The organism is Catenulispora subtropica, assembly GCF_039531675.1.
GTDB lineage: Bacteria > Actinomycetota > Actinomycetes > Streptomycetales > Catenulisporaceae > Catenulispora > Catenulispora subtropica.
In genome coordinates, this window is record NZ_BAAAQM010000042.1 from 1 (window position 1) to 13549 (window position 13549).

The 13549-nt window shown below is 72.0% G+C and carries 14 protein-coding genes; 10 read left to right on the forward strand and 4 right to left on the reverse strand.

Annotated features, from left to right (window positions below):
- Window positions 1-263: 263 nt before the first annotated feature.
- The 4 genes from folB (at window position 264) to ABD466_RS29880 (ending at window position 3284) form a co-directional block, all read left to right on the forward strand.
- Window positions 264-695: a dihydroneopterin aldolase gene (gene folB / locus ABD466_RS29865; protein ID WP_344660543.1), complete on the forward strand. Its 432-nt coding sequence runs from the start codon at window positions 264-266 to the stop codon at window positions 693-695.
- Window positions 692-1243: a 2-amino-4-hydroxy-6-hydroxymethyldihydropteridine diphosphokinase gene (gene folK / locus ABD466_RS29870; protein WP_344660544.1), complete on the forward strand. Its 552-nt coding sequence runs from the start codon at window positions 692-694 to the stop codon at window positions 1241-1243. The genes folB and folK overlap by 4 nt, the downstream gene beginning before the upstream one ends.
- Window positions 1244-1305: 62 nt before the next feature.
- Window positions 1306-1929, forward strand: a complete 624-nt coding sequence (locus ABD466_RS29875) for a DUF3180 domain-containing protein (RefSeq protein ID WP_344660545.1) — start codon at window positions 1306-1308, stop codon at window positions 1927-1929.
- 131 nt (window positions 1930-2060) lie between these two features.
- The gene (locus tag ABD466_RS29880; RefSeq protein WP_344660546.1) at window positions 2061-3284 is read left to right on the forward strand and encodes a hypothetical protein; all 1224 of its coding nucleotides are present in this window, start codon (window positions 2061-2063) and stop codon (window positions 3282-3284) included.
- A gap of 73 nt (window positions 3285-3357) precedes the next feature.
- On the opposite strand, the gene ABD466_RS29885 is transcribed toward ABD466_RS29880, so the two are convergent.
- Window positions 3358-4530 carry an NADH-quinone oxidoreductase subunit D gene (locus tag ABD466_RS29885; RefSeq protein ID WP_425558782.1) on the reverse strand — a complete coding sequence of 391 codons (1173 nt, stop codon included), beginning with the start codon at window positions 4528-4530 and terminating at the stop codon, window positions 3358-3360.
- Window positions 4531-4743: 213 nt separating this feature from the next.
- Here ABD466_RS29885 and ABD466_RS29890 point away from each other — a divergent pair, with 213 nt between their 5' ends.
- Window positions 4744-6087: an LPXTG cell wall anchor domain-containing protein gene (locus ABD466_RS29890; RefSeq protein ID WP_344660548.1), complete on the forward strand. Its 1344-nt coding sequence runs from the start codon at window positions 4744-4746 to the stop codon at window positions 6085-6087.
- A gap of 164 nt (window positions 6088-6251) precedes the next feature.
- Here the strand turns inward: ABD466_RS29890 and ABD466_RS29895 are convergent, their stop codons facing one another.
- The gene (locus tag ABD466_RS29895; RefSeq protein WP_344660549.1) at window positions 6252-6974 is read right to left on the reverse strand and encodes an SWIM zinc finger family protein; all 723 of its coding nucleotides are present in this window, start codon (window positions 6972-6974) and stop codon (window positions 6252-6254) included.
- A gap of 183 nt (window positions 6975-7157) precedes the next feature.
- Window positions 7158-8165: an SAM-dependent methyltransferase gene (locus tag ABD466_RS29900; RefSeq protein ID WP_344660550.1), complete on the reverse strand. Its 1008-nt coding sequence runs from the start codon at window positions 8163-8165 to the stop codon at window positions 7158-7160.
- A 91-nt stretch (window positions 8166-8256) separates the two neighbouring features.
- On the opposite strand from ABD466_RS29900, the gene ABD466_RS29905 reads away from it, so the two are divergent.
- The 3 genes from ABD466_RS29905 (at window position 8257) to ABD466_RS29915 (ending at window position 10992) form a co-directional block, all read left to right on the forward strand.
- Entirely contained in the window at window positions 8257-9576 is a 1320-nt protein-coding gene (locus ABD466_RS29905; RefSeq protein WP_344660551.1) for a sensor histidine kinase, read from the forward strand.
- Window positions 9573-10286 carry a response regulator gene (locus tag ABD466_RS29910; RefSeq protein WP_344660552.1) on the forward strand — a complete coding sequence of 238 codons (714 nt, stop codon included), beginning with the start codon at window positions 9573-9575 and terminating at the stop codon, window positions 10284-10286. Before ABD466_RS29905 ends, ABD466_RS29910 begins: the two co-directional genes overlap by 4 nt.
- 130 nt (window positions 10287-10416) lie before the next feature.
- On the forward strand, window positions 10417-10992 hold the full coding sequence (locus ABD466_RS29915; RefSeq protein WP_344660553.1) for a Uma2 family endonuclease: 576 nt from the start codon (window positions 10417-10419) through the stop codon (window positions 10990-10992).
- Here ABD466_RS29915 and ABD466_RS29920 read toward each other — a convergent pair whose 3' ends face one another.
- A complete protein-coding gene (locus ABD466_RS29920) occupies window positions 10993-12423 on the reverse strand; it encodes an NCS2 family permease (RefSeq protein ID WP_344660554.1) in 1431 nt (476 codons plus the stop codon). It lies immediately after the preceding gene.
- Window positions 12424-12474: 51 nt separating this feature from the next.
- Here ABD466_RS29920 and ABD466_RS29925 point away from each other — a divergent pair, with 51 nt between their 5' ends.
- Together ABD466_RS29925 and ABD466_RS29930 are read left to right on the forward strand one after the other, a co-directional pair.
- Window positions 12475-12888: a DUF2530 domain-containing protein gene (locus tag ABD466_RS29925; protein ID WP_344660555.1), complete on the forward strand. Its 414-nt coding sequence runs from the start codon at window positions 12475-12477 to the stop codon at window positions 12886-12888.
- Window positions 12889-12983: 95 nt separating this feature from the next.
- Complete coding sequence (locus ABD466_RS29930) at window positions 12984-13547, forward strand: DUF2617 family protein (protein ID WP_344660556.1); 564 nt, start codon at window positions 12984-12986, stop codon at window positions 13545-13547.
- Window positions 13548-13549 lie beyond the last annotated feature (2 nt).

Below are 13549 nucleotides of genomic sequence, written 5' to 3' on the forward strand. Positions count from 1 at the left end.
GCACATTTTCGCGCCGACCAGGCGGCGCCGGCAACGGGCCGGAATGACTAGGGCGCGTTTGAGAAGTCGGACGGGGCGCGACGGCTGATCGGCGGCGCCCGGCGGCGCCGGACGACCGGCCACAGCCAACCCACGCCCTAGGCGGGCGACCGGCCGCGGACCGGATGCGGACCGGCCGGACCAGTTCGATCTTCTTCGCAGGTCAGCCCGTCCAGGCGATCCCGGGACGGCGCCCCGCGGAGCGCCCCGGTATGTTCGTCGTGATGTCTACTCAACCAAAGCGCCTCGACCGGGTCACAGTGCACGGCCTGCGGGGACGCGGCCACCACGGGGTCTTCGAGCGCGAGCGCGAGAAGGGCCAGACCTTCCTGGTCGACGTCACGCTGGGTCTGGACACCCGGCGGGCGGCCGCCTCCGACGCGCTGGACGACACCGTGAACTACGGCGAGGTCGCCGAACGGATCGTGGCGCTGATCGAGGGCGAGCCGGTCAACCTGATCGAGACGCTGGTGGCCCGGATGGCCGTCGCGTGCCTGGAGTACCCCCTCGTGGAGGAGGTCGAGGTCACGCTGCACAAACCGGACGCGCCGATCACGGTGCCGTTCGAGGACGTCACCGTGACCGTGGTGCGGACACGGGAGGACCTGGCGGACGCGATGGAGCGGCCGCCGGAGAACGGCGGGTCGGCGGTATGAACCAGGTCCCCCTCACCGACGCGCCGCGGATGCACGCCGCGGTGCTGGCGCTCGGCGGCAACCTGGGCGACCGGCTGGAGAACCTGCAGGCGGCCGTGGACTCGCTGGCCGACACGCCCAGCCTGACCATCTCCTGGATCTCGCCGGTCTACGAGACCGCCCCGCTGCTGGAGGAGGGCGCCGAGCCGCAGGACGACTACCTCAACGCGGTGGTCGGCGTGGTGACGGCGCTGTCGCCGGACATGCTCCTGATGCGCGCGCAGGCCATCGAGGAGGCCCTGGGCCGGGTCCGCGAGACGCGGTGGGGCGCGCGGACCATCGACATCGACATCGTCCAGGTCGACGACCTGGTCTCGGCCGCGGCCGAGCTCACGCTGCCGCACCCGCGGGCCGCGCAGCGCGCGTTCGTGCTGGCGCCGTGGCACGACGTGCGGCCGGACGACGTGCTGGCCGGCGCCGGGCCGATCGCCGAGCTGCTGGCCGGGCTCGGCGGCGCGGAGGCGCAGGGCGCGGTCCGCCGGGAGGACCTGGAGCTGGTGCTTTCCTGAGCCCGGCGATCACCCGGCCGAGCGGCTCGCGGCCCGGGCCGCCGTCCGCGTACCGTGGACTTGTGAAGCCCACCCGCCCCCTGGCACTCGTGACCGCGTTCCTGGTGACCGGCGCCCTGTCGTACGGCGGCGTCCAGCTCTGGTCGCACTACGGCACGCCGCCCGGCGTCCCGGCTTCCGCACCGCTGACCCCGGCCATCCTGGCCGCGATCATCCTGGCCACCGCCCTGGCCTTCCGCTCGCGGCTCAAGGCGCAGCGCGAGGCGGTGCGGCGGACCGTGGAGGGCGAGCCGGCGCCGCCGATCCTGCCCGGGCAGCGCCCGGCCAAGCCGGTGGACCCGTTGCAGGCGGCGCGCGCCGTGATGTTCGCCAAGGCGTCCTCGATGGTCGGCGCGATCGTCTCCGGCGTCTACGCCGGCTACGCGGTCTACCTGCTGGGGAACCTGGACATCGACGTCTACCGCAGCCGTGCGGTGGTCTGCGGCGTCACCGTGCTGGCCGGCGTCGCGCTGGTGGCGGCGGCGCTGTACCTGGAGTACGTGCTGCGGGTGCCGCCCAGCGGCCCGGAGGACGGGCTGCCGAAGAACGGGAACAAGACCTCCTCGCCGCCCCGCTCGGGGTCGGCTTCGGTCCGGAAGCGGCCGGAGGGCACGTACCCGGTCCGGCGCACCGGTGCGGGGCACTGAGCTGGTCAGGGATCTGACACGCTCCGTTATGTCCGGTCTCTGCGCAATTGCAAGATCTTGATACCCGCGGTTCCGGTATCGCTCGTACGTTTCGCTTGTCCGTGCGAGGTCGCAACCAGTAGCCTTCGGCCATGCGTCACGCTCGGCAGCTTCAAGCCCAGCGGCGCGGGGGCGACATAGCCGGCCCGGCATGGCCCTCGATCGTCGCCACCACCACGTCCCTGACCGGCGCGGCCGCGGGGATCGCGACCATGCTCGTCTGGGACGACCCCTTCCACCTGCGCCTGGGCGTCGGCATGGCCGCGGCCGGGGCGGTGTTCTCCTCGCTGGCGATGCTCGCCGTGCGGCGGGACCGGAGCACGCGCCGCGAGCTGGTCGCCGGGCTGCGCGACGACCACGCCGCCGAGCTGCGGTACGAGGTCGGGCGCCGGGAGAAGCAGATCTCGCAGCTGAAGACCGACGTGCTGGCCGCCGAGGAGATCGTGGTGCTCTTCGAGCAGCGGGTCTCCGCCGAGCAGGCGCGGGCCGACGCCTCGGAGGCCGCGCGGGTGCGCGCCGAGCACGACCTGGCCGTGCTGTCGGCCTGGGTGCAGCAGACCACCGCGGCCGCCGAGCTGACGCGCTCGGCCGTGCAGTCCTTCGCCCAGGTGCAGCCGTTCGAGCCGGGCCAGACCTTCGAGCCGGTGGCGGTGCACGACGCGCGCTACGCCGCGGCGTACACCCCGGCCTATCAGAGCTCGTACGACGCCCTCAACGGCTACGGCGCGCACGCCGGCTACGACGGCTACGGGGCCGTCGAGGTCTACGAGGAGCCCGCGGTCTACGCGGAAGTGTACGAAGACGCGGTCTACGACTCGGTCCAGGCCTTCGAGGACGACTACGGCAACCACGCGGTCTCCGGCGGCCGGGGCGGCCACGCCGGCCCGAACGGCCACGACACCCGCCCCGCCCAGAGCCGCGGCGCCCACACCGGCAAGGAGATCGACCTGCGCCCGGCCGCCGCGGTCCCGGTGCAGCCCTCGCCGATCCTGGCCGCCGCGTACGAGCAGCCCGCGAACGCCCCGCGGCCGCTGCGCCCGGCGGTGCTGTCGGTGCGCGAGGACGTCGGGTTCGACGTGGCCGGGGCGATCGCCGGCCCGGGCGCGGAGCCGTACACGGTGCCCGGCGTGGTCGTGCCGCGCCAGCGTGAGGACGGCCTGACCCCGGTGCCCTCGGCGCGTCCGGTGCCGCCGGAGCGGCTGTACCGGCCGTACCTCAGCGCCGAGACCCGGGGCGCGGCCCCGATCGACCTGACGATGCACGACGAGACGCAGCAGATGCGCAAGGTGGAGCACCGGGAGACCGGCACCGCCTGAGGCGCTCGGCGTCGTTTCGCCCCCGCCCCCGTGAGGCCCCGTCGTTCCGGCGGGGCCTACGCGTGTCCGGCGGCTACTTGTCGATGTCCCCGACCACGAAGAACATCGAGCCGAGGATCGCGACCATGTCCGCCACCAGGTGACCGGGCAGCACCTCGGAGAGCACCTGGATGTTGTTGAACGACGCCGAGCGCAGCTTCAGCCGCCACGGGGTCTTGTCGCCGTGCGAGACCAGGAAGTAGCCGTTGATGCCGAGCGGGTTCTCGGTCCACGCGTACGTGTGGCCCTCCGGCACCTTGAGGATCTTCGGCAGCCGCTGGTTGATCGGGCCGGCCGGCAGCGCGTCCAGCTTGTCGGCGCAGGCCTCGGCGATGTCCAGGGAGACGTGGGCCTGGTCCAGCAGCACCTCGAAGCGCGCCAGGCAGTCGCCGGCGTCCCGGGTGACGACCTTCAGCCGGTCGCGCAGCTCCGGCTCGCCGTAGGCCAGGTAGGGGTCGTCGCGGCGCAGGTCGAAGTCGACGCCGGAGGCGCGGGCGATCGGGCCCGAGACGCCGTAGGCGGCGATCTGCTCGGGGGTCAGCACCCCGACGCCGCGGGTGCGGGCGCGGAAGATCTCGTTGCCGGTGATCAGCCGGTCGATGTCGGCCATGCGCGAGCGGACCAGGGCCACCGCGTCGCGGACCCGGCCGGTCCAGCCCAGCGGCAGCTCCTCCTTCAGGCCGCCGACCCGGTTGAACATGAAGTGCATGCGGCCGCCGGAGATCTCCTCCATCACCGCCTGGATCTCCTCGCGCTCGCGGAACGCGTAGAAGATCGGCGTGATCGCGCCCAGCTCCAGCGGATAGGAGCCCAGGAACATCAGGTGGTTGAGGAGGCGGTTGAGCTCGGCGAGCAGGGTGCGGGCCCAGGTGGCGCGCTCCGGCACCTCCATGCCCAGCATCCGCTCGACGGCCAGCACCACGCCCAGTTCGCTGGCGAACGCCGACAGCCAGTCGTGGCGGTTGGCCAGCACGATGATCTGCCGGTAGTCGCGCACCTCGAACAGCTTCTCGGCGCCGCGGTGCATGTACCCGATGATCGGCTCGGCCGAGACGATGCGCTCGCCGTCCAGCACCAGCCGCAGCCGGAGCACGCCGTGCGTGGCCGGGTGCTGCGGGCCGATGTTGAGCACCATGTCGGTGGTCTCCAGCCCGGTTCCGGTGCCGGCGATCCGCTCGGTGAGCTGCTGGGAGGTCATGGCGGTCATTTTGCCTCATGCACGGGCCCGGCCGGGGCGCCGGTCCGGCGCGGGGGAGCGCCGGGCGGGCGCGGGGCCTGCGCGGGGCCGGCATGGGCGGTCCGCGGCGGGATCTCCGTCGATCACGGTTCGATGACGGAACGCAACCTCCGCGCCCCTCTCGCGTCTTGCAGGTGGGAGGCCCGGGCCGTGCGGGCCGACGGGCGGGATCAGGGGACGGACATGAGGCGAGGGCTCCGTGTGCTGGCAGCGGGTCTGACGGCGGGTCTGGCGGTGGCCGGTGCGATGACGGCGGAGGCGGCCGCGGCGGCGGACGACGGATCCGGACCGGTCGCCACGCCGCCGGCGACGCCGGCCGTCCAGACCGTGAGCGGGGTGGCGGCGAACGGCGTGCAGCTGACGCTGACGCTGCCCAGGCAGCTGCCGGTGGATCTGCCGGGGCGGCAACTGGCCGGGCGCGAGATCGACGTCACGGCCAAGGACACGGCGGGCCAGGGCTACACCGGCGCCGTGGACACCACGCTGACCGCGGAGGGCGGCGGCGTGACGCGCATGCCGCTGCGGGTCGAGCGGTACGACGCGGACACGGCCGACTGGCGGCCGGTGCCGGTGGGACCGGCGGTGGGGACGTCGCTGAACGTGTCGGTCCAGGTGGCCGTGCCGGCCGGGGGCTCGCAGCAGGTCCGGCTGCGGGTGTCGCCGGGGACGACGGTGCTGGACGACGTGAAGGTGGCGGCCGCGGCGAACGGGGCGACCGCGGTCGGCACGGCGCCGGTGACCGAGCCGACGTTCCGGGCCGACGGGCTGACCGCCGCGGTGCAGGCCGGGACGCCGCTGGTGGTGACCGGGCGGCTGGCGAACCCGACCGACGTGGACTACGCGCACGTGCCGGTGAAGCTGTACCTGAAGGCGTGCCCGCAGACCGGCAAGTGCTTCGGCGCCGCCGACATCAAGCTGGAGGCGCAGGTCGGCGGGTCGTGGCAGACGGTCCCGGTGGACGCCGACCCTTCGGTGACCGGCGGGGTGAGCGGGACGGTCTTCCCGGACCTGGCGCTGCCCGCCGGCGGTTCGGTGCAGCTGACCGCGCGGATGACGCTGAACTCCGGGACGGCGGCGGTGAACCCGGTGCCGCTCGGCTTCGGGCCGATCGGGCTGACGATCGCCGACCGGCAGTCCACCGGGGGGACGCTGACGGTGCAGCCGGTGGCGGCGCCGACCCCGACCGCGACGTCGACGACGTCGCCGAGCGCCACCCCGTCGGACTCGGCGTCGTCGCCCTCGGACCCGGCGTCGTCGGCCACCGGCACCCCGACCGCCACGCCGTCGGCGACGCCGGCCACCGCCACCGCGGCGACACCGGACACCGCTCTGGACGGGGCGCCGGTCGCCGCGGGGACGCCGAGCGCGTCGACGGGGTCGGCGAGCGCGACGATCCTGGTCGCGGCCGGGCTGTTCGCGGTGTGCCTGGCGCTGGTGTTGTGGTTCGTGCTGATGAAGCGGCGCGAGCGGCTGGCCGCGGCGGCGGCGGGGCACGGTGCGGATCATGATGCGGACGACGAGGTCTGAGCAGGTCTGAGTAGGCCTGGGTAGGGCTGAGCAGGACTGAGCGCGGCTGGGCCGGCTGAGCGAGTCGCATGGGGCTGGGAAGCCCTCACGGGCCCGAGCCGGGCCCGGCGAACGGGGAGCCGACGGCCGCCACCCCATGGCGGCCGTCGGCCGTTCGCGTACCGCTACAGCCCGCGCTTGGCCAGTTCCTCGAGCAGGTTGAGCTTGCGCGCGTTGGCCGCGCGCAGCCCCTCGATGTAGGCCACGGCCTCGGACTTGCGGTGCAGCCGCTGGTAGGCGGCCTTCAGGTGCTGCAGGTAGCGGGCGGCCTCGGCGTAGTCCCGGCGGTTGCGGGCCGCTATCCGGGCCTCGATGTGCTTCTTGTAGACCGGGATCGCGCTGGCCGGGTCGGTCAGCGCCCGGACGTCGGCCAGCCGCAGCTCGGTGTCGTTGACGTCGCTGCCCGGCTGCACCAGCGCGTCCACCCGGGCCGCCAGGTGCCGGCGCAGGTCGTGGTCGTCGTGGGCGCAGTCCAGCAGCAGCGTGATCAGGTCCTCGCGGTCCAGGATGCCCAGCAGCCGCCGCAGGCCCGCGATCTCCCGCTGTGCGGCGGCGACCTCCGCGCTGCGGTTCTTGGACACCGGGCCGTCCAGGTAGACCAGCCCGACCGCGACGCAGTGGCGACAGAAGTCCCCGGCCATCCCGCGCGGACAGTCGCAGGAGAAGTCCAGGCCGGCGGGCCGCCGGTCCAGCCGCACCTGCCACGGCTCGGAACCGTAGACGGTCGCGGTGATCTCCGCCCCCGAGGTCCCGAGGGCGTCGACGGCCGGGACGGAGGCTACCCCCCGCTGATAGGCGCGCGGCCCGGCCAGCCGCTCCAGATCCTTCTTGCTGAAGAATGCTGTCATACACACATTCTATCGAGCGGGTCTGACAAAGTCGGGGCGCAATCGGACGCTCTACCCCAAAGCCGGGTGGCGGAAACCGGTGCGCCGAGGATCGTTGCGAGGGTGTTGTCCGGGGGCGTTCGGCGCTGACCGCCGAACACCTCGATCGTATGTTCTACCCCGTCCGATTGGCGGAAAACCGTCTCAGCAGTCGGAGAACGTCAGCAGCCAGCCAAACGCCCCCAGTCCGTCCGGATCGGTGAGTTCGGCGGCGGCCGAGGCACGGCTCAGGCCTCGGAGATACCCGAGCGGATCCGTCGAAGCCTGCGACAGGTCGGGGCGCGTACCGGAGATTCCCAGATCGCGCAGGTGCTCCCGTTGGGTGGTGAGGACGGTCCCGACGCCGGAGGAGGGAGCGGCGACGGCTGCCGCGCACGCGTCCAGCGCCACGTGCGCCGTGATGTCGCAGGAGCCGTCCGGGACGGGCGGCACCTGGTGCCCGTCGCGGTAGCCGGTGAGGGTGCCGAAACGGGGGCGGGAGGCGGCGGTGTGGGAGTAGTCGACGGCGACCGCCAGGCCCCGCTCCAGGCGGCCGACGGCGGACCGCCACGCGGCGTCGCGGTCCAGGCCGAGTTCGGCGCGCGCGCCGGGGCCGGCGCCGTCCAGGGGCCACCAGCGGGCCAGCCACGCGCGCTGGGCCGGGTCCGGGGGCGCGCCCGGTCGTTCGGCACCGGTCGCCGGGTCCACCTCGACGAGGCGGACCACGCCGTCCTCGTCGACCTCGGCGACGTCGCAGACGACGTTGTCCAGCCACTCGTTGGCGAACAGGAGGCCGACGATCCCGTCCGGGGCCTCGGCGGCCCACGCGACCGTCTCCGGCAGTCCTTCCGGCCGCGGGCCGAGGTCGACCGCGATCGTGCGGAGCCGCGCGGCGGTGTCCGGTGACCGGGTCGTCAGCCACTCCGCGACACCGGCTGCCAGCTCGCCACGTCCCGCGGCCAGGTCGACGAAGTCGAGCCGGTCCGGATGTCCGAGCCGCTCGTCGACCTGGAGCAGCAGGCGGCCGACGGCCTCGGCGAACACCGGGTTGTGCGCGGAGGTGCGGAAGTGCGCGGCCGGGCCGGCGCCGGGGCGGCGGTAGAAGCCGTCGTCACCGTAGAGGGCGCGCTCCATCGCTGTGCGCCACGTCACCCATTCCGTCACAGGCGTCACGCTATCGCGCAGCTCGTGCGACCTGAGGATGACCGCCGGATCATCCCGGCGCGCCATGTCGGGCGAGTTGGGGCGCGCCTACGCTGGGGGCGTGTCCCGTTTGTACGCCTGGATCCAGCGCCATCCGAAGCTGATCGACGGCCTGCCCGCCGCGTTTCTGCTGTTCTTCGGAGTGGTGTCGGCGCTGTCCGCCGGCGATGGCGCCACTCCGCTGAACCGGGCGCTGGTGGTACCGCTGACGGTGGCGATCGCGGTGCCGCTGGTGTTCCGGCGGCGCTGGCCGCTGGCGGTGTTCGCGGTGGCCTCGTCGGCGGCGTTCCTCGGGTTCTTCGGGGGCAAGGTCGCGTTCAACATCGTCGACGCGGCGTTCCTGATCTACCTGTACACCGTCGCGGCGTACCGCCCGCGCCGGTGGTCGATCCCGGCGATGCTGCTGACGCTGGCCGGGGCGCTGATCCAGCTGCAGATCATCCACGCCTACGACGACAACAACTGCGACACGGTGGCGGAGGGGTACCGGTCGGCGTGCCGGGCGAACCCCGCCGCCTTCGGGGACAACCATGTCGACTGGGGCACTTTCGTCATAGTCGCCATCCTGGTCGGCGGGCTGATCGGCCTGTTCTGGGTGATGGGCGACTCGATGCGCTACCGACGGGAGTACTACGTGCGACTGGAGGACCGGGCTCAGCGGCTGGAGCGGGAGCGGGACGCCCAGGCACAGATCGCCGCGGCGGCCGAGCGGGCGCGCATCGCCCGGGAGCTGCACGACGTGGTGGCGCACAACGTGTCGGTGATGGTGGTGCAGGCCGACGGCGCGACGTACGCGCTGGACCAGGACCCCGAAGCGACGCGCAAGGCGCTGCTGGCGATCTCGCAGACCGGGCGGACGGCCCTGACGGAGATGCGACGCATGCTCGGCGTGCTGCGCTCGGCCGACGACGCCGGCAACTACGCGCCCCAGCCCGGCATCGAGCAGCTGGGCGATCTGCTGGAGCAAGTGCGCTCGACCGGGCTGCCGGTGACGCTGACGGTGGAGGGCGTGCCCTGGGAGATGCCGACCGGGCTGGCGCTGGCGGTGTACCGGATCGTGCAGGAGTCGCTGACCAACACCCGCAAACACGGTGGCCCGGAGGTGCGGGCCTCGGTGGGGCTGGTCTACACCGACGACTGTCTGCTGCTGCGGATCGTGGACAACGGCCGCGGCGCCGCCGCCCCGACCGACGGTATGGGCCACGGTCTGGTCGGGATGCGCGAGCGGGTGTCGGTCTTCGGCGGGACGCTCGTCTCCGGGCCCCACATCTCCGGCGGCTACGCTGTGGAGGCGATCCTGCCGTACCCCGCTCCGGAGTCCGCATCGGAATCCGCCGACCGGTTCGCACCGCCGGCCGAACCCCAGGAGTCAACACCTTGAGCCAGACCCTCCCGGAGGCGCCCTACGACGCCCCCGAGCCCACCGGCCCCATCCGCATCGTCCTCGTCGACGACCAGGAACTGCTCCGCACCGGCTTCCGCATGGTGCTGAACAGCCAGCCGGACATGGCGGTGGTCGGCGAGGCCGGCGACGGCCAGGCGGCCCTGGACCTGATGCGCACCCTCGAAGCGGACGTGGTGCTGATGGACGTCCGCATGCCGCGCCTGGACGGCGTCGCGGCCACCCGCGAACTGGTGGTGCGCGGCGAGCGGCCCAGGGTCCTGATGCTGACCACGTTCGACCTGGACGAGTACGCCTTCGCGGCCCTGAAGGCGGGAGCCTCGGGCTTCCTGCTGAAGGACGTCCCGCCCCCGGACCTGCTCGCCGCGATCCGCGCGGTGCACAGCGGCGAGGCGGTCGTGGCGCCGTCGACGACGCGGCGCCTGCTGGACAAGTTCGCCCCGCTGCTCCCGTCCGAGTCCGAACCCGCCCCGCCGGAGCTCGACGTGCTGACCGAGCGCGAGCACGAGGTGCTGCTGCTGGTCGCGCAGGGTATGTCGAACGCGGAGATCGCGTCGAAGCTGTTCCTGTCCGAGGCCACGGTGAAGACCCATGTGGGGCGGATCCTGATGAAGCTCGGACTGCGCGACCGGGTGCAGGCGGTGGTGCTGGCTTATGAGACGGGGCTGGTGAAGGCGCGAGGGCGGTAGTCGCGCTTGTTCGAAGCCTGGCAATGGGCTGAATGAGTGATTGCCGCTGTTATCGGCGCGGGGGTTCGCTGGTGTGTGCACACTGGGTATCGGCAGAGCAACAATCTGTTCCTGGAGGTACCCTGTGCTTATGATTGCAGTGCGGCTGCCTGAGTGGCTCACCCCTCCCGAGGAGGGCTACACAGCCGAAGACCTCGACCGGATTCCCGATCTGCCTCCGCACACTGAGCTGATCGACGGGAGCCTGGTATTCGTGAGTCCGCAATCGATGTTCCACATGGCCGTCATCGACGGGCTCAGGGACGAGTTACGCCGACAGGCTCCTGATGGTCTGGTTGTCATGCGCGAGATGACCATTACCCTGGCTCCAAGGCAGCGGCCGGAACCTGATCTGTCGGTCGTCACCGAAGCAGCCTTCCGAGGTCTTGAACAGACGGACTTGCCGGTGGCTGAGGCCATCCTGGTCGTCGAAGTGGTGTCCCAGGAATCGGAGATCCGTGACCGGGAACGCAAGCCCCAGCTTTATGCGGCCGCCGGCATCCCGGACTTCTGGCGGATCGAGAACGAAGCCGGGGAACCCGTCGTCCACGCCCACGAACTCGCGTCCGACGGTACCTATCACCTCGTCGCTGTACACCGAGGACTGCTCAAGACAAGCCGCCCCTTCCCTCTCGAAATCGATCTGACCGGTCTCACCGTCCTCTGATCACTCGATCCCCAGCGCCTGCTTGATCGGATCCAGCGCGAAGTACGCCACGAAGAACGCCGCCACGACCCACATCAGCCAGTTCACGTCCCGCGCCTTGCCGAGCACGACCTTCAGCACGCAGAACAGGATGAAGCCGGCGCCGATGCCGTTGGTGATGCTGTAGGTGAACGGCATCAGGGCGATGGTCAGGAAGGCGGGGACGGCGATCTCCCAGTCGTCCCAGTTGATGTCCTTGGCCTGGGTCATCATCAGGAAGCCCACGGCGACCAGGGCGGGGGCCGCGGCCTGGGAGGGGACGATGGTCAGGACCGGGGTCAGGAACGCCGCCAGGAAGAGCAGGACGCCGGTGACCAGGTTGGCCAGGCCGGTGCGGGCGCCCTCGCCGACGCCGGCGGCGCTCTCGACGAAGCAGGTGTTGGAGGAGGCCGAGCCCGCGCCGCCGGCGGAGGCGGCGAGGCCGTCGATGAACAGGACGCGGCCGATGCCGGGAAGGCGGCCCCGGTCGTCGAGCAGGCCCGCCTCGCCGCTGACGCCGATGATGGTGCCCATCGCGTCGAAGAAGTCGGCCAGGATCAGGGTGAAGACGAAGACCAGGGCGGTCAGGAAGCCCGCGGTGTGGAAGCCGCCGAACAGGCTGAACTGTCCGAGCAGGCTGAAGTTCGGATGCGCGACGACGCCGTGCGGGACCTTGGGGGCGATGGTGCCCCAGGCCGCGTCGGGGACGGTCGCGATCTCGTTCACCACGATGGCCAGCACGGTGGTGCTGACGATCGAGATCAGCAGGGCGCCGGGGACGCGCTTGACCAGCAGACACAAGGTCAGCAGCAGTCCGACGCAGAAGACGAACATCGGCCAGCCCTTGAGGGTGCCGCCCGCGCCCAGGGTCACCGGGGTGCCGGCGCCCTTGCCGACGAAGCCGGCGTCGACCAGGCCGATGAAGGCGATGAACAGGCCGATGCCGACGCCGATCGCCTTCTTCATGGCCAGCGGGATGGCGTCCATGATCTTCTGCCGCAGCCCGGTCACCACCAGCAGGCAGATGCCCAGGCCCTCCAGCACCACCAGTCCCATCGCGTCCGGCCAGGACATGGTCGGCGCCAGGGTGAAGGCCACGACCCCGTTCAGCCCCAGCCCGGCGGCGATGGCCAGCGGCAGGTTCCCGCCCACGCCCATGATCAGCGTCATCACCCCGGCCACCACCGCGGTGGACGTGACGAGGGCCGTGTGGTTCAGCGTGTGCCCGAACTTGTCCTTGGCGCCGCCCAGGATGATCGGGTTCAGCACCAGGATGTACGCCATGGTGAAGAACGTGGCCAGCCCGCCCCGGACCTCACGGACGAACGACGATCCCCGCTCGTGCACCTTGAAGACGCGTTCGGCCACCCCAGCCCCACCGGGAGACCCGGCGCCACCCACCTGAACTGTCACCGCTACCCCTACTCCTCACCCGGTGAGATCACCCGCCGATATCCTGTCCACATGACAACCCAGGGCCGCAGGCGCCGCGCGGAGGAACCGGAGGGCACGCCGGAGCGTGACCCGTCCGGGCGCACGGCCCCCCGAGGACGCGCCGGCCGCCCCAAACTGGAGCCGATGCAGATCAACGAGGCAAAGGTTATCTGGATCGGCATCGGCCTGTGGGCTGCTGCTTTCGTCGTCCTGCTGCCCTTCCGCAAGAGCCTCATCGCCGACGGCCACGGCTGGTGGCTCTACACCTGCCTGGCCGGAGCCGGTCTGGGCATGGTCGGCCTGCCGATGGTCGGCCGCCGTAAGCATGTGATGGCGCGCGAGACGGAGCACGGCCGGGAGGGCCGCGAGCGCAAGGGGAAGGGCGGCAAGGGAGGCAAGGGGAGCGGGAGCAAGGGCGGCAACGGGAAGGGGCGACGGCGCTAGGCGCCGGTCCGCCGGGGCCTCGGCCGCCCGTCATCGATTCATCGGACCATACGCTTTTCTCGTGACCGTGGAACCGGCTGACTCGTTGACTGAGAGTGATCGCCCCCTTATCGGTCCCCTATAGGGATGTCCGCGCATCAGAACTCTCCTGGTCCCTGGAAGCCCCAGACCAACCTCCCTTACACACCGGCCTCCACCCCGTCGGTCTCCTCGACGTCGAGGTCCGCATCCTCGGGGCGTCGCACCAGATCCTGGTACGCGTCGGGGAACGGCTGATCTGCCGGGAGACGGTCGCCTGCCGTGAACCCGCTCCCGGACCGCTGCCCATCGCCATAGAGCGCGAGCTGGACGACGGCTACCACTACGAAGTGCGTTGCGAGGTGCGGGCCGTCGACGCCGAGCACTTCCCGGCCTGGGCGCTCGCGCTGCACGACTACGCCGGCGCGCTGCCCGACGCCACGGTCGCCGTCTTCCCCTCCATCCCCGACGCGGTCACGGCCGTGGTGGTCGAGCCTCTGCCGGCCCGGCTGCACGGGGTGCTCTGGCGCACCTGGCACACCTACCCGCACGCCGTCGGCGGCGGGGACGTGGTCGCCACCAGGACGGTCCTGCACCGGCACCCCCCTCTGGTGGCGCCGGAGGGGGCATGCCAGGCTTGAGA